This is a genomic window from Streptacidiphilus sp. ASG 303, from assembly GCF_020991365.1.
Lineage (GTDB): Bacteria > Actinomycetota > Actinomycetes > Streptomycetales > Streptomycetaceae > Peterkaempfera.
This window is the reverse complement of record NZ_JAJLRA010000017.1, coordinates 75,086-90,445: the sequence shown is the minus strand read 5'-3', so window position 1 is coordinate 90,445 and position 15,360 is coordinate 75,086. Positions and strand designations below refer to the sequence as shown.

Genomic DNA, 15,360 nt, shown 5'->3' with positions numbered 1-15,360 from the left:
GTCCGGGCACGGGGGGCCGGACGCCGGTTCCACCGGGCCCGCCGGGTGCGTGGGCACGGGCCGTGCGCATTCGGTCCCGCCCGGCTTGATAAAGGGTTTCCCACCCCCTCTAGACTGATATTCCAGCAGGTGGCCAACGCTCGAAAGGCGCCCAAGTGACCATCGGCAAGTCCCCGCTCGGCGACAACCGCCGGTCCGACACCGCCGCGCCCGGCTCCGCTCCGACGATGTCCGGGTCCTCCGCGATCGGGCGGCGCAGACCGCCCGTACCCGCCTCCTTCCAGCCGCCTGCCGAGGCCGTGCCGGCCGCCGCCCCCCTGCCCACGATCGGCCGGATCCTGGCCTCCGCCCGGATCGACGCCGCGCTGACCGTCGATCAGGTCAGCTCCGCCACGCGGGTCCGGGTGCCGATAGTGCACGCCATCGAGGAGGACGACTACAGCCGCTGCGGCGGCGACTTCTACGCCCGCGGCCACATCCGGGCCATCGCCCGGTACGTCGGCGTGGACGGCGACGCCCTGGTCGCCCGGTACGACGCGGAGCACGGCGGCGCGCCGTCCTCCGCCCGCCCGGCGCAGATCTTCGAGGCGGAGCGGATCCGCACCGAGCGGCGGCGCCCCAACTGGACGGCCGCCATGGTCGCCGCGATCGTCGCCGTCGTCGCGCTCATCGGCTTCAACCTGGCGAGCGGCCGGGGCGCCGGGCACGCCGAGAAGGTCGCCTCCACGCCGCTGCCCAGCCGCAAGGCGTCGGCCCCGGTCACCGTCCGGCCGACCCCGCCCGCCACCCCGCGCACGGAGTCGCCGATCGCGGCCGCCCCCGCGGACCGGGTCACGGTCAAGCTGGTCGCCCAGAACGGCGACAGCTGGGTCTCCGCGATCGACAGCCAGGGCAACACCCTCTTCCAGAAGAACCTGCAGTCGGGGGAGGACCAGACCTTCACCGACCCCAGGAAGATCAGGCTGGTGCTCGGCAACGCCGGCGCCGTCCACCTGTACGTCAACGGCAAGGACCTCGGCCCGGCCGGGCCGGACGGCCAGGTGGTCAGGCTCACCTACACCCCGGGCGACCCCGAGGCCGCGTAGGCCCCGCAGCCCGGCCCTGCACTGCCCCCGCCGCCCGCCGCGGCGGCCGCGCGGCCTCCGGAGACACACCTCCGGGGGCCGCGCGTTAACCTTGCGGCATGCCAGAACGCCGTACTGTCGCCCTTGTCACGCTCGGATGCGCCCGCAACGAGGTCGATTCCGAGGAACTCGCCGGGCGGCTGGAGGCCGACGGCTGGCAGCTCGTCCCGGACGCCGCCGACGCCGACGTGGCCGTCGTCAACACCTGCGGCTTCGTCGAGGCCGCCAAGAAGGACTCCGTGGACGCCCTGCTGGAGGCCAACGACCTCAAGGGCCACGGCCGCACCCAGGCCGTCGTCGCGGTCGGCTGCATGGCCGAGCGCTACGGCAAGGAGCTCGCCGACGCCCTGCCCGAGGCCGACGCCGTCCTCGGCTTCGACGACTACGCCGACATCGCCGACCGCCTGCAGACCATCCTCTCCGGCGGCCACCACACCGCGCACGCGCCCCGCGACCGCCGCAGGCTGCTGCCCCTGACCCCCGTCCAGCGCCAGGCCGCCGCCACCGAGGTCGCCGTCCCCGGCCACGGGGCCCCGGAGGACCTCCCCGAGGGCCTGGCGCCCGCCTCCGGCCCCCGCACCCTGCGCCGCCGGCTGGACGACAGCCCGGTCGCCTCCGTGAAGCTCGCCTCCGGCTGCGACCGCCGCTGCTCCTTCTGCGCCATCCCCGCCTTCCGCGGGTCCTTCCTCTCGCGCCGCCCCGCCGACGTCCTCTCCGAGACCCGCTGGCTCGCCGAGCAGGGCGTCCGCGAGGTCATGCTCGTCAGCGAGAACAACACCTCGTACGGCAAGGACCTCGGCGACATCCGGCTGCTGGAGGCCCTGCTGCCGGAGCTCGCCGCCGTCGACGGCATCGAGCGGGTGCGGGTCAGCTACCTGCAGCCGGCCGAGATGCGGCCCGGCCTCATCGACGTGATGACCGGCACCCCCGGCGTCGTGCCCTACTTCGACCTGTCCTTCCAGCACTCCGCGCCCGCCGTGCTGCGCCGGATGCGCCGCTTCGGCGACACCGACCGCTTCCTGGAGCTGCTGGAGGGCATCCGCGCCAAGGCGCCGGAGGCCGGCGTCCGGTCCAACTTCATCGTGGGCTTCCCCGGCGAGACCGAGGCCGACCTGGCGGAGCTGGAGCGGTTCCTCACCCACGCCCGGCTCGACGCGATCGGCGTCTTCGGCTACTCCGACGAGGACGGCACCGAGGCCGCCGGCTACGACGGCAAGCTGCCCGAGGACGAGGTCGCCGAGCGGCTGGCACGGCTGAGCCGCCTGGCGGAGGAGATGACCGCCCAGCGCGCCGAGGAGCGCGTCGGGACCGAGGTCGAGGTGCTGGTGGAGTCGGTGGTCCCCTACGACGACGCCGAGGACGGCGACGGCGACGGGCCGGTGGTCGAGGGCCGCGCCGCGCACCAGGCGCCGGAGACGGACGGCCTGACCACGCTCACGGGCGCGGTGGACGCGGCGCCCGGCCGGTTCGTCCGGGCCCGCGTGGTGGCCGCCGAGGGCGTCGACCTGGTGGCCGAGCCGCTCGACGGCGGCGCGGGGGGCGGCGCGTGACCCGTGGGGCCCGGGCGGGGGGCAGAGGCGCCCGCGTGGAGGAGGCGGCCGGGCTGACGGCCGCCGAGGCGGCGGGAGAGGCCATGGCGGAGCACCACGCCCCCGTGCCCCCGTCGGTGCCGCCGGGCGCCGGCGGGGCGGCGGACGGCAGCGGGCCGCCGCCGGGCATCTGGAACGTCGCCAACCTGCTGACCATGCTGCGCCTGCTGCTGGTGCCGGTCTTCGTGGCGCTGCTCCTCGCCGCGGGCGGCCACGACCCCAAGTGGCGCGCCGTCGCCTGGGCCTCCTTCGCCGTCGCCATGATCACCGACCTCTTCGACGGCGAACTCGCCCGCCGCAAGGGCCTGGTGACCGACTTCGGCAAGATCGCCGACCCCATCGCCGACAAGGCGATCATGGGTGCGGCGCTCGTCGGGCTCTCCGTCCTCGGCGACCTGCCCTGGTGGGTGACCGCGGTCATCCTCGCCCGCGAGCTCGGCATCACCCTGATGCGCTTCTGGGTGATCAAGCACGGCGTCATCCCGGCCAGCCGCGGCGGCAAGCTGAAGACCCTCACCCAGGGCATCGCGGTCGGCATGTACGTGCTGCCCCTCACCGGCTGGCTGGCCACCGCGCGGGCGGTGCTGATGGGCGTCGCGGTGCTGCTCACCGTGGGCACCGGCGCGGACTACGTCCGCCAGGCGCTCGTGCTGCGGCGGGCCGGGCTTGCCCGCGCCCGTGCGGGGGCATGATCCGGGTATGAGCACGCCCGCACCCGGGGACGGCGGCGACGCCGTCCCCGACCTCGCCCGGCGGCTGCACGCGGCGCTCGGCGCCGCCGGCGGCACCGTCGCCGTGGCCGAGTCCCTCACCGGCGGCCTGCTGGCCGCGCAGCTGGTGGACGTCCCGGGTGCCTCCCGCACCTTCCGGGGCTCGGTGACGGCCTACGCCACCGACCTCAAGGAGTCGGTCCTCGGCGTCGACGGCGGCCTGCTGGCCGCCGAGGGCCCCGTCCACCCCCGGGTGGCGCTCCAGATGGCGGAGGGCGTGCGGCGGCTGATGGGCGCCGTCTACGGCGTGGCCACCACCGGCGTGGCCGGCCCGGACCCGCAGGACGGCAGGCCGGTGGGCACCGTACACCTCGCGGTGGTCGGCCCGGGGGGAAGTGCGGTCTCCTCGCCCGTGCTGTCGGGGGGGCGTGCCACAATCCGACGCAAGGCGGTGGCCGCCGCCCTGGAACTGCTCCAGGACCAGCTGGGACTCCCCGCCGGGGCCCACGGCGGGACTCCCGCCGGGCCCGGCCCCCGCGTCGGGGACGGGGAGGAACGGGGTGTGGACGGGGAGGGGCGGGACCGTGCGGGGAAGGACCGTGAAGGGGCCGGGAGGCACCGGAATGGGTGAGGGGCGCCCGGTGTTGCAGGCGTCCACCGGGGCGCCCGACGGCGCGTCCATAGCGGGAACCACAAGGGAGGGGCCATGCGTACAGCCGAGAGTGAACACGACCATGGCCCCCGCACGTGATGCGGGCAAGGCGGTACGGTGGGGACGTGACGTCTCGATCCGCGGTCCGAGGAGGGAGCCACCGATGATCCTGCTCCGTCGCCTGCTGGGTGACGTGCTGCGTCGGCAGCGCCAGCGTCAGGGCCGTACCCTCCGCGAGGTGTCCGCGGCGGCACGCGTCTCCCTCGGGTACCTCTCGGAGGTCGAGCGCGGACAGAAGGAGGCGTCCTCCGAGCTGCTCTCCGCCATCTGCGACGCGCTGGACGTCCGCATGTCCGAGGTCATGCGCGAGGTGAGCGACGAGCTGTCGCTGGCCGAGCTGGCCGCCGGCGAGCCGGTGCGCCCGGTGCTGGAGCCCGTCCCGGTCCCCGGCCCCGCCGCCGACCGGATGAGTTCGATCACCCAGAAGACCGCCCAGGCCGCCGCCGTCGACGTGGTGGCCGCCTGACGGGCCGGCCGCCCGCCGCCGCCCGTCCGGGCACCCTCCTCCCCGAACGGTCCGAACGCCCCCACCGGCCCGAATGGTCCGCCGGATCGGGGGCATGCGACCGGTGCCGCCCCGGAGACCGCTCCGGTCGGCGTGATCGAGTCCCCGGCTGCCCGGGGCGGCCGCCGCCGTCCGGGGCGGGAGGAGCAACCCAGAGATGACAGTCGTCAAGAGCCCGCTCTCCGACAGCGACCGCGAGGTCACCGGCAACGCCCTGCAGAGCGCGCTGGTCGACCTGCTCGACCTCTCGCTGCTGGCCAAGCAGGCCCACTGGAACCTGATCGGCCCGCGGTTCCGCTCCATCCACCTGCAGCTCGACGAGGTCGTCACCACCGCCCGCACCTACTCCGACACCGTGGCGGAGCGGGCCGCGGCGATCGGCGTCAACCCCGACGGGCGCGCCGCGACCGTGGCCAAGACCAGCGGCCTGCCCGACTTCCCCTCGGGCTGGGTGCGCGACACCGACGTGGTGGAGGCCCTGGTGGAGGCGTTCGCCGCCGCCATCGGCCGCATGCGCGAGCGCATCGAGGCCACGGAGAAGCCCGACCCGGTCACCCAGGACCTCTTCATCGGCCTCACGGCCGAGATGGAGAAGCAGTACTGGATGTTCCAGGCGGAGAACCAGAGCTGAACCCGGTGGAGGCGGCCGCGCCGGGAGCGGCGCGGCCGCCGAGCCGTGCGCCCTCACCCCTGCGGACCTGGCTCCCGCGGACCTGGCTCCCGCAGACCTGACCCCGCAGACCTGACCCCGCGGGTCCGGCCCCTGCGGACCGGGCGGACCGCGGGGCCGGAGCCCACAGGGGCCCTGGCCCCAGGGGCCGTGTCCTCCTTCGTCCCCGCCCGGCCCCTGGTACCGCGACCGGTCCGTGCCCCACCGTCGTGACCTCACCGCCCCGCCCGTGCCCCACCGTCCTGGCCCCACCCGTCCGTACTCCGCGACCGGCCCCTTCGAGGCCCCAGGGAGGCGGGTCCCATGCATCGGTCCACGCATCGGCCTCCGACGACCCCGCGCTCCGCGGACACCGTCCCGCGCGCCGTCCGTACGGCGGTCTCCGCCTGCCGCGCCGCGGTCCCGCTGCCCCGGCGCACTCCGGCGGCCTGGGCCGCCGCGGCCCTGCTGTCGGCGCTCTGCTGGTGGCTGCTGCTCGCCGGCCCGGCCGTCCTGCCGGGCGGGACCGCATCCGTGCTGGGGGCGCTGGCCGGCAGCGGTCTCGGGCTGAGCCTCCTGCCCGTGCACTGCAGCCGCCGGCGCACCGGCCCGGTCCGTCGCCGGCGCCCCGTCCGCCCGGACCCGGAAGGCCCCGGCCCGGGACGTCCCGACTCCGGGCGTCCGCTCTCCGGCGCCCCGTCCGCCGGCAGCTCGTCCTCCGGCAGTTCGTCCGCCGGCCTCCCGGATGCCTGCCCTCCCGTCTCGCGCGGTCCGGCCGGGCCGTACGGCTGCATCCCCGGGTGCCGGGTGCGCGCCGCCGGCCGGCAGCTCCGCGCTCCGGGTGGGGCGTCCCTCTGCGGCCGCCGGGTCAGCGGCGGGGAAGGCCTCTGCGGGGGGTCTGCGGAACCGGGGACGGACCCCGCTGGCAGACCGGGCACCAGTAGGTGATCCGCTCCAGGGACGGGTCCTCCCGCTCCGCCACCGCCACCGTGGTCCCGCACCGCAGGCACGGCTGCCCCGCCCTGCCGTAGACCCAGTGCCGCCGGCCCGGCCGCGTGTCGCCCGTGGTGACGTGGCCGTACCGCAGCTTGTTGGCGTCCAGCGCCCGGTGGGCCAGGTCGAGCAGCCGCCCGGGACGGTCCACCTCGCCGACGGGGGTCCACGGGGTGACCCCGCGCAGGAAGCACAGCTCGCAGCGGTAGACGTTGCCGATCCCGGCCAGGGTGCGCTGGTCGAGCAGTGCCTCGCCGAGGGGGCGGTCGGGCTGCCGCAGCAGCCGCCGCAGGGCCTCCTCCGGGTCCCAGTCCGGCCCGAGCAGGTCCGGCCCGAGGTGCCCGACGGCCTGCGCCTCGTCCTCGGTCCGCAGCAGCTCCACGACGGGGAGCCGGTAGCCGACGGCTGCGCCCGCCTCGGTGCCGAGGACCACCCGGACCTGCCAGTCGGGCCCGCCGCGCCAGCGCTCCCCGGGTCGGTACACCTGCCAGCGGCCGTCCATGCGCAGGTGGGTGTGGAGGGTCCAGCCGCCCGAGACGCGGGTCAGCAGGTGCTTGCCCCGGGGGACGACCGCGGTGACCTCGCGGCCGGCCAGGTCCGCGGTCGCCAGCCGGGGCACCCGCAGGTCGGCGGTGGTGAGCACCCGGCCCGCGAGCGCCTCGCGGAGCCGGGTGGCGGCCATGTACACGCTGTCGCCTTCGGGCACCCCTCCATCATGCCGCGCGCCCCCGGGCCGCGGCGGCGGTGTCGCCGTGCGGCCCGGGGGCTCACCGGTCCCGGTGCGGGAGGCGGGTGGACCTCAGTGCAGCGGGCCGGTCAGGGGGAGCACCACCTGGCAGGGGATGCTGCGGGGGTGCTCCGGGTCGAGGGCGTTGAGCACGTAGGTGAGGGCCACCGGGTCGTAGGACATCTCGAGGTGGTCGGTGAGGTCGGCCTCGCACTGGTCCTGCACCGTGATGTTGACGGTGTCCGGGCCGCTGAGGTAGGCGGTCTGGTAAGGGGTCACCACCTTGTCGTACCGGGTGACGACCGTGGTGTAGGAGATGCCCGGCACGGTGTCGCCGCCCGCGTTGAGCGCGGTGATGAACGGCGAGCCGGCCTGCTGGTCGGCCAGGGCGGGGAAAGTGGTGTTGAGCAGCCGGTTGACGGGCTCGAGGATGTGCAGGGCCTGGCCGAGCCCGGTCAGGCCGTCCAGGGTGGTGCCGTGGCCGCTCGGGGACATTCCGACGAGCCGGCGGACCTTCGTGGAGCCGCCGAGGAACTTCGTGTAGTAGCGGGCGACGGCTCCGCCCTGGGAGTGGCCGACGAGGTCGACCCGGTCGGCCCCGGTGGCGGCGAGGACGCGGTCGACGAACGAGGCCAGGGATGCCGCGCTGCCGGTGATGCGGCCGACGCCCTGGATGGCGGAGTCGGGGGAGGGGCCCCCGTAGGTGAGGGCGAAGACGCAGTAGCCGTTGTTCGCCAGCAGCGGCGCCGCGCCGCGCCAGGTGCTGTTCATGTTGCCGAACGTGCCGTGCACCAGCACCACGGGGTCCGGGTGGGCGGCGCTCGGACGGCAGCTCCAGTTGTTCGCCCCCGGCGGCGCCTTCTGAGGGGTCAGGAACCCCCGGACGAATCCGGACGAGAAGTTGTAGTTCACCGGGAGCTGCTGGGCCTGGGCGGGTGCGCCGACGACCGCGGACAGGGCCAGTGCCGCCGAGGTGGCGGCGGCGGTGGCGGCCGCGCGGAGGGTGCGGCGGGTACGGCGGGCAGTGCTGCCGGAGTGGGTCGCGGTGCCGTCGGAGGTGGCGGGTTCGGGGCGGGTTGCGGGTTCGGGGCGGGTTGTGGAGGTGCTCCGCGTGCTCGGGGTGAGGTGCCGGCGACGGGTGGGACGCATGGCAGGTCCTCTCGCTCGGGGTGCCTGCGCGGTCGATCGGGTGGTGCGCAGGGTCACCGGTGGCGCCCCGGCCGGAATGCCGGCCGGGGCGTGCGCGGGAATGGCGAGGAACGAGGAATACGACCTGCGGAGAGGAATTCGGGGGCGCGGGCAATCCCTCCCGCAGGCTGGCCAGACCGTAGGATCCGGCCTTTCCGGGTGTCAACGGAGAAGTACGCGGCGGGTCGAAGATGGCGGCGGGCGAAGAGTCCGGTACGGGGAAACACTCGCCGGGGCGAGTGTTTCGCCGGTGTTGCGGGCTCCCGTCGCGGACGCTCCTCCGGCGCCCGTGAGCAGCTTCCGCCGAGGGACGGTGACGGACCGTCATGACGGTGCAGGGCCGGTGCGCGGCCGGTGCGGGCCGGCGGAACCGGCGGCCGGCGCCGCTGCACACGGCCGTTCCGTGCGCAATCCTTCACAGGACGGAAAGGCGCGGGATGCGGCGTTGACACGGGTCCGGAAGCAATTCGATACTGCGGCGGAGTCGGAAATCCTCCGTTTCGGCAGGGCGTTCCACCGCGTCGCGCCGTCCCCGCCGGCAGTCGTCCGCTTGCACCTGCGGAGGGCCGGGGGTGCGGAGGGAGTGGGACGGATGCCGCCGGTACGGGACGGCAGGGCCGGCGGACCGGCGGCGGGCCCCGGCGGGCCCGGAGCGCCGGAGGTCTCCTACGACCGCCCGTGGGCCGCGCTGCCGCCGGAGTTCGCGCCGCTGCTGCGCGCCGAGCACCGCAGGCTGACCGCGGAGATCGTCGCGGAGGTCCGCCGCCGGATACCGGAGTTCGCCCGGCCGCTCCACGGCTCCTTCGGCACCGGCATCCAGCTCGGGGTACGGCAGGCGCTGGACCGCTTCGCCGACCTGATCGCGGGCGACGACGCCCCGGACGAGGAGGGCACCCGCGTGTTCCGCGCCCTGGGGCGCGGCGAACTGCGGGAGGGGCGCAGCCTGGACGCCCTGCAGGCCGCCTACCGGCTCGGCGCCAGGCTCGCCTGGCGGCGCTACTCGGTCGTCGCCGAGCGCGCCGGGATGAGTCCCGCCCTGCGCGCGGTCCTGGCCGAGGCGCTCTTCGCCCACATCGACGGGATCGCCTGCGCCTCCGTGGAGGGCTACGCGGAGGCCCAGGCCGACGCCGCGGGCGCCCGGCAGCGGCGGCGGCACCGGCTCCTGGAACTGCTCGCGGAGGGAGCGGCCCCGCCGCTCGTGAGGGAGGCGGCGCGCGCGGCCGAGTGGCGCTGGCCGCAGGAGGTCAGCGCGGTGGTGCTGGGGCCGCCCGCCGACCCCTGGGCCCCGCGGACGTCCGCCGCGGCGCCGGACTGGCCCGCCGGGGTGCTCTGGGACTTCGAGCGGCCCGACGCGTTCGCCCTGGTGCCGGAGCCCCGGGACCCCGGCCGGGCGGCCCTGCTGCGGGCCGTCCTGGCGGGCCGGACCGCCGTCGTCGGCCCGGCCGTCGCCCCGGAGCGGGCCGCCCACTCGCTGCGCTGGGCCCGGCTGCTGCTCGACCGGCTGCTTCCGGACCCGGCGCAGCAGCGGGCGCCGCGGGCGGTGTTCTGCGACGACCGGCTCGACACGCTGCTGCTCCTGGTGGACGAGGAGCTGGTGCGGCTGCTGGCGGAGCGCCGTCTGGCGCCGCTCGAGGCGCTGACGGAGAAGCAGCGCCGCCGTATCGAGGAGACCCTGCTGGCCAGACTGGAGACCAACGGGAGCGGACCGGAGATCGCCGCCCGGCTGGGCATCCATCCGCAGACGGTGCGTCAGCGCATGCGCCGGGTGGAAGAGCTGTTCGGCCAGGCCCTCGTCGACCCCGGGGTGCGCTTCCAGCTGGAGGTGGCGCTGCGCGGCAGGATGCTGGCGGAGCGCGGACCGGCCGAGCGCGGACCCGCCGGGCCTGGCCCGGCCGGACGCGTCCCGGCGCGGCGCGACCTGACGGGGCACGACCTGACGGGGCGTGTTCCGGGCTGACCCGGGCGCGTCCCGGCCCGCTGCGGTCCGGCGGGACCGGGCGTCTCCGGCCGGGTGCCGGTGTCGCACGCACCCGGTGGCAGCCGCCACCGGCAGCCGGACGTCGCTGACGCCGGGTCAGCACGGCGAGGGAGCCGCCGCCGTACGGCCCCGGCCTCCTCGCCGGTCGCGGCGGCCGCCGTGCGCGGCGCCGCTCATCCGCGCAGCCGCAGCCCGCGGGGGGTGGGGTGGAACCCGGCCTCCTCCAAGGCGCGGCCCAGGGGCGAGGTGAGGGCGGCCTCCCCGTTGGTCCGCTCCACGGTGACCCCGCCGAGCGCCCCCTCCCGGACCGCCCGTGCCAGGGCCTCGGTGGCCGGCCCGAGCCGGTCGGCGTCGTCGGCCCAGGAGAGCAGCGACTTGCCGCCGCGCTCCACGTACAGGACCAGCTCCCCGTCGACCAGGACGACCAGCGCCCCCGCCTTGCGGCCCGGCTTGTGCCCCGACCGGGCGTCCTCGGCGCCGGGTGGGTCGGGCCAGGGCAGGGCCGCACCGTACGCGTTGGCGGGGTCGGCGGCCGCCAGGACCAGGGCCCGCGGGCCGTCGTCGGCCCGGGGGCCGCGGCCCCCGGGCGGTCGGATGCCCGGCGGCAGGGGGCCGGGACCGGGCAGGCCCGGCCCCCCGTCGGGGTCGCCCCATCCCGCATCGGCGGCGGCCGACCTCTCCAGGGCGCCGTTGACGGCGCGCAGCCGGTCCACCGCGCCGTCGGTGGCGAACTGGGCGGCGCCCAGGCCGTCCACGACGTAGCCGCGCCGGGCCCGGCCGTTCTCCTCGAAGGCGGACAGCACCCGGTAGGCGGCGGCGAAGCCGCCCGGCACGCGCTCGGCGGCCACCGCGCCCCGGGTGACGACGCCGTGCCGGTCCAGCAGGGTCTGTGCCACGGCGGTGGCGCGCAGCGTGGGGTCGCCGGTCCGTTCGGGAAGCAGCGACCAGCGGCCTGCCGTCGTGGGCGGCCCGGTGCGGGAGGTGTGTCCGGCGCGGCCGCCGAGCCCCCGGCCCGCGCCGCCGATGCGGCCGCGGGGGACGGCGCGCGGCGCCCGGTGGGCCGTGGAGCCCGCGGTGCGGCCCGAGCCCAGCAGGGCCCGCATCGGGCCGAGGGTGTCGTTGGTGGCGTACCCGGCCCAGACGAGGTCCCACAGGGCGTCGGCCAGGGCGGCGTCGGACGGCGGGGCGTCCCCGGCGGCGGCCGCCGCGGCCGCGGCCCGGTCGGCGAGCTGCCGGAAGAAGAGGCCGTAGCCGCCCGCCAGGGCGTCCAGCAGGGCGCGGTGGACGGGCGTGGTCTCCAGGGGCAGCGGCTCGGGCAGCAGCAGGTGGGCGGTGTCGGCGAGGTGGAGCGTGACCCAGCCGTCCTTGCCGGGCAGTGCCCCGGCGCCGGACCAGACGACCTCGCCGGCGGCGGTGAGCTCGTCGAGCATCGCGGGGGAGTAGTCGAGCATCCGGGAGGGCAGCACCAGCTTCTCCAGGGCGGAGGCGGGCACGGGGGCGCCCTGGAGCTGCTCCACGGCGCGGACCAGCCCGTCCACGCCCCGCAGCCGGCCGGCCCCGACGTGCTGCCACCGGGGGAGGAAGGCGGCGAGCGCGCGCGGCGGCACCGGCTCCACCTCCTGGCGCAGCGCGGCCAGCGAGCGCCGCCGCAGCCGCCGCAGCACCTCGCTGTCGCACCACTCGCTGCCGCTGCCGCCGGGCCGGAACTCGCCCTGGACGACCCGCCCGACGGCGGCCAGCCGGTGCAGGGCGCCGGCGGCCACGGCGGTGCCGAGGCCGAACCGGGCGGCGGCGTCGGCGGCGGTGAACGGCCCGTGGGTGCGGGCGTGGCGGGCCATCAGGTCGCCGAGGGGGTCCTTGACCGGTTCGGTGAACGCCTCGGGCACGCCCACCGGCAGCGGTGTGCCCAGGGCGTCGCGCAGCCGCCCGGCGTCCTCGACCGCGGCCCACCGCTCCTCGCCGGCGATCCGCACCCGGATGGCGCGGCGGGCGGCCTCCAGCTCCGCGGGCCAGCCGGGCTCCGCGCCCCGTTCGGCCAGTTCCGCCGTGGTCAGCGGGCCCAGCAGCCGCAGGGCGTCGGCGACGCCCTCGGCGTCCTTGACCCGCCGGTCGGGGGTGAGCCGCTGCAGCTCGGCCTCCAGCCCGGCGAGGACGTCCAAGTCCAGCAGCTCGCGCAGCTCGGCCTGGCCGAGCAGCTCGGCGAGCAGCCGGGAGTCCAGCGACAGTGCGGAGGCGCGCCGCTCGGCCAGCGGCGAGTCGCCCTCGTACAGGAACTGGGCGACGTAGCCGAAGAGCAGCGAGCGGGCGAAGGGGGAGGGCTCGGGCGTGGTCACTTCGACCAGGCGGACCCGCCGGGCCTCGATGTCGCGCATCAGCTCGACCAGCCCGGGGACGTCGAAGACGTCCTGCAGGCACTCGCGGACGGCCTCCAGCACGATCGGGAACGACCCGAACTCCGAGGCCACCTGGAGCAGCTGCGAGGCCCGCTGGCGCTGCTGCCACAGTGGGGTGCGGCGGCCGGGGCTGCGGCGCGGCAGCAGCAGGGCGCGGGCCGCGCACTCGCGGAACCGGGAGGCGAACAGGGCCGAGCCGCCGACCTGGTCGGTGACCAGCTGCTCCACCTCGCCCGGGTCGAAGACGGCGGCGTCCGCGCCGAGCGGTGCCTCGTCGGCGCCGGGGGCCGGTCCGGCGCCGGCCGCCCCGGCGAACGGGTCGAGCTCCTGCGGGAAGTCCAGCAGGTCCGCGTCGGGGAGCCGCAGCACGATGCCGTCGTCGGCGTGCATGACCTGCGCGTCCAGCCCGTACCGCTCCTGCAGCCGTGCGCCGAGGGCCAGCGCCCAGGGGGCGTGCACCTGGGCGCCGAAGGGGGAGTGCACGGCGACCCGCCAGTCGCCCAGCTCGTCGCGGAACCGCTCCACCACCACGGTCCGGTCGTCGGGCACGTGCCCGCAGGCCTGCCGCTGCTCGGCGAGGTAGGAGACCACGTTGGCGGCGGCCCACTCGTCCAGCCCGGCGGCCCGCAGCCGCTCGCGGGCGGCGTCGGGGGCGAGGCCGCCGACCTCCCGGAGGAACGCGCCGAGGGCCCGGCCCAGCTCCAGCGGCCGCCCCAGCGCGTCGCCGTGCCAGAACGGCAGCTTGCCGGGGACGCCGGGCGCGGGGGAGACCAGCACCCGGTCGTGGGTGATGTCCTCGATCCGCCAGGAGGTGGTGCCCAGGGTGAAGACGTCGCCGACGCGCGACTCGTACACCATCTCCTCGTCGAGCTCGCCGACCCGGCCGCCGCCCTTCTTCGGGTCCGCGCCGGCCAGGAAGACCCCGAACAGGCCCCGGTCGGGGATGGTGCCGCCGGAGGTGACGGCGAGCCGCTGGGCGCCCGGGCGCCCGGCGACGGTACCGGCCACCCGGTCCCAGACGACCCGGGGCCGCAGCTCGGCGAAGGCGTCGGAGGGGTAGCGCCCGGCGAGCATGTCCAGCACCGACTCGTACGCCGACTGCGGCAGCGCGGCGAACGGCGCGGCGCGCCGCACCACGGCCAGCAGCTCGTCGACGTCCCAGGTGTCCAGGGCGGTCATCGCGACGACCTGCTGCGCCAGCACGTCCAGCGGGTTGCGCGGCACCCGCAAGGACTCGATCCGGCCCTCGCGCATCCGCTCGGTGACCACGGCCGCCTGCACCAGGTCGCCCCGGTACTTGGGGAAGACCACGCCGGTGGAGACCGCCCCGACCTGGTGCCCGGCCCGGCCCACCCGCTGCAGGCCGGACGCGACCGACGGCGGCGACTCCACCTGGACGACCAGGTCGACGGCGCCCATGTCGATGCCCAGCTCCAGGCTGGAGGTGGCGACCACGGCGGGCAGCACCCCGGCCTTGAGCTGCTCCTCGACCACGGCGCGCTGCTCCTTGGAGACCGAGCCGTGGTGGGCGCGGGCCAGCACCGGCGGCGCCGCCCGGCTCGCCCCGGCCTGCGCCGCGGTCGCCGCGGGGGAGTGGTCCTCGGGCAGCGGTCCGCCGCCCGCACGCTCGTGGGCGATCTCGTTGAGCCGGTTGCAGAGCCGCTCGGCGAGGCGCCGGGAGTTGGCGAAGACGATGGTCGAGCGGTGCTCCTGCACCAGGTCGGTGATCCGCTCCTCGACGTGCGGCCAGATCGACGCCTGTCGCGCCGGGTCGCCCGGGGGGCCGTCCTGCTCCGGGGGCCGGCCCCCGGACAGCTCGCCCAGGTCCTCCACCGGGACGACCACCGACAGGTCGAACTCCTTCGCCGACGGCGGCTGGACCACCGCCACCCGGCGCTGCGGGCTGAGGAAGCGGGCGACCTCGTCCACCGGGCGCACGGTCGCGGAGAGGCCGATGCGGCGGGCGGGCCGCTCCAGCAGGTGGTCCAGCCGCTCCAGGGTGAGGGCGAGGTGGGCGCCGCGCTTCGTCCCGGCGACGGCGTGCACCTCGTCGAGGATCACCGTCTCCACACCGCGCAGCGCCTCCCGGGCCGCCGAGGTGAGCAGCAGGAAGAGCGACTCGGGGGTGGTGATGAGGATGTCCGGCGGGTGGGTGGCGAAGCGGCGCCGCTCGGCGGCCGGGGTGTCCCCGGACCGGATGCCCACCTGCACCTCGGGTTCGGGCAGGCCGAGCCGCACCGCGGTCTGCCGCAGGCCGGTGAGCGGGGAGCGCAGGTTGCGCTCGACGTCGACGGCGAGCGCCTTCAGCGGCGAGACGTACAGGACCCGGCAGCGCCGGACGGCCTCGGCGGGCGGCGGGACGGTGGCGAGGCGGTCCAGGGCGGAGAGGAAGGCGGCGAGCGTCTTGCCGGAGCCGGTGGGCGCCACCACCAGGACGTCGGAGTCCTCGCCGATGGCCCGCCAGGCGCCGGCCTGGGCGGGGGTGGGGGCGTGGAAGGCCCCCTCGAACCAGGACCGGGTCGCGGGGGAGAACCCGGCGAGCGGGTCGGACGGCGCGCCCGCGGGTGCGCCGGGCCCGGGGCCGGACGGCCCACCGGACCGCGGGCCGGACCGGGGTCCGCCGGCCGTGCGGGGCCGCCGGTCCGCGGCGTCCCGGGGGCCGGGGTCCGGGTCGGGGCCGCCCTTCGGGGCGGGGGTGCGTCGCGCCATCCCCCCATGGTGCCCCGCCCCACTGACAGCCGGCCCCGGACGGGACCGCCGTCCCGCGTCCGGTCCAGCCCGGCGCGGCATAC

The 15,360-nt window shown here is 76.9% G+C and carries 10 protein-coding genes; 7 read left to right on the top strand and 3 right to left on the bottom strand.

The window, feature by feature from the left end; genetic code table 11:
* Positions 1-155 precede the first annotated feature (155 nt).
* The 6 genes from LO771_RS20495 (at position 156) to LO771_RS20470 (ending at position 5,271) form a co-directional block, all read left to right on the top strand.
* Positions 156-1,085, top strand: a complete 930-nt coding sequence (locus LO771_RS20495) for a helix-turn-helix domain-containing protein (RefSeq protein WP_230654557.1) — start codon at positions 156-158, stop codon at positions 1,083-1,085.
* 98 nt (positions 1,086-1,183) lie between these two features.
* Positions 1,184-2,674, top strand: coding sequence for a 30S ribosomal protein S12 methylthiotransferase RimO (gene rimO / locus LO771_RS20490; protein WP_230654556.1), 1,491 nt, complete (start codon positions 1,184-1,186; stop codon positions 2,672-2,674).
* Positions 2,675-2,709: 35 nt separating this feature from the next.
* Positions 2,710-3,405 (top strand): CDP-diacylglycerol--glycerol-3-phosphate 3-phosphatidyltransferase, encoded by a 696-nt coding sequence (pgsA, locus tag LO771_RS20485; RefSeq protein ID WP_230654555.1) that lies wholly within the window; start codon positions 2,710-2,712, stop codon positions 3,403-3,405.
* 7 nt (positions 3,406-3,412) lie between these two features.
* Positions 3,413-4,054: a CinA family protein gene (locus LO771_RS20480; RefSeq protein WP_230654553.1), complete on the top strand. Its 642-nt coding sequence runs from the start codon at positions 3,413-3,415 to the stop codon at positions 4,052-4,054.
* Positions 4,055-4,238: 184 nt separating this feature from the next.
* Positions 4,239-4,601 carry a helix-turn-helix domain-containing protein gene (locus LO771_RS20475; protein WP_111492725.1) on the top strand — a complete coding sequence of 121 codons (363 nt, stop codon included), beginning with the start codon at positions 4,239-4,241 and terminating at the stop codon, positions 4,599-4,601.
* Between the two features lie 196 nt (positions 4,602-4,797).
* A complete protein-coding gene (locus LO771_RS20470; protein ID WP_230654551.1) occupies positions 4,798-5,271 on the top strand; it encodes a Dps family protein in 474 nt (157 codons plus the stop codon).
* Positions 5,272-6,157: 886 nt separating this feature from the next.
* Here LO771_RS20470 and LO771_RS20465 read toward each other — a convergent pair.
* Positions 6,158-6,988, bottom strand: a complete 831-nt coding sequence (locus LO771_RS20465; protein WP_230654550.1) for a DNA-formamidopyrimidine glycosylase family protein — start codon at positions 6,986-6,988, stop codon at positions 6,158-6,160.
* 93 nt (positions 6,989-7,081) lie between these two features.
* Positions 7,082-8,158 carry an alpha/beta fold hydrolase gene (locus LO771_RS20460; RefSeq protein ID WP_230654549.1) on the bottom strand — a complete coding sequence of 359 codons (1,077 nt, stop codon included), beginning with the start codon at positions 8,156-8,158 and terminating at the stop codon, positions 7,082-7,084.
* Positions 8,159-8,789: 631 nt separating this feature from the next.
* Between LO771_RS20460 and LO771_RS20455 the strand changes: the two genes are divergently transcribed.
* The gene (locus tag LO771_RS20455) at positions 8,790-10,154 is read left to right on the top strand and encodes a helix-turn-helix domain-containing protein (protein WP_230654548.1); all 1,365 of its coding nucleotides are present in this window, start codon (positions 8,790-8,792) and stop codon (positions 10,152-10,154) included.
* A 194-nt stretch (positions 10,155-10,348) separates the two neighbouring features.
* On the opposite strand, the gene LO771_RS20450 is transcribed toward LO771_RS20455, so the two are convergent.
* Positions 10,349-15,277 carry an ATP-dependent helicase gene (locus tag LO771_RS20450; RefSeq protein WP_230654546.1) on the bottom strand — a complete coding sequence of 1,643 codons (4,929 nt, stop codon included), beginning with the start codon at positions 15,275-15,277 and terminating at the stop codon, positions 10,349-10,351.
* Between the last annotated feature and the right edge of the window lie 83 nt (positions 15,278-15,360).

Coding starts and splice junctions, on each gene's coding strand:
- rimO (WP_230654556.1), top strand. CDS start 1,184: ATGCCAGAACGCCGTACTGTCGCCCTTGTCACGCTCGGATGCGCCCGC.
- LO771_RS20480 (WP_230654553.1), top strand. CDS start 3,413: ATGAGCACGCCCGCACCCGGGGACGGCGGCGACGCCGTCCCCGACCTC.
- LO771_RS20475 (WP_111492725.1), top strand. CDS start 4,239: ATGATCCTGCTCCGTCGCCTGCTGGGTGACGTGCTGCGTCGGCAGCGC.
- LO771_RS20470 (WP_230654551.1), top strand. CDS start 4,798: ATGACAGTCGTCAAGAGCCCGCTCTCCGACAGCGACCGCGAGGTCACC.
- LO771_RS20460 (WP_230654549.1), bottom strand. CDS start 8,158: ATGCGTCCCACCCGTCGCCGGCACCTCACCCCGAGCACGCGGAGCACC.
- LO771_RS20455 (WP_230654548.1), top strand. CDS start 8,790: ATGCCGCCGGTACGGGACGGCAGGGCCGGCGGACCGGCGGCGGGCCCC.
- LO771_RS20450 (WP_230654546.1), bottom strand. CDS start 15,277: ATGGCGCGACGCACCCCCGCCCCGAAGGGCGGCCCCGACCCGGACCCC.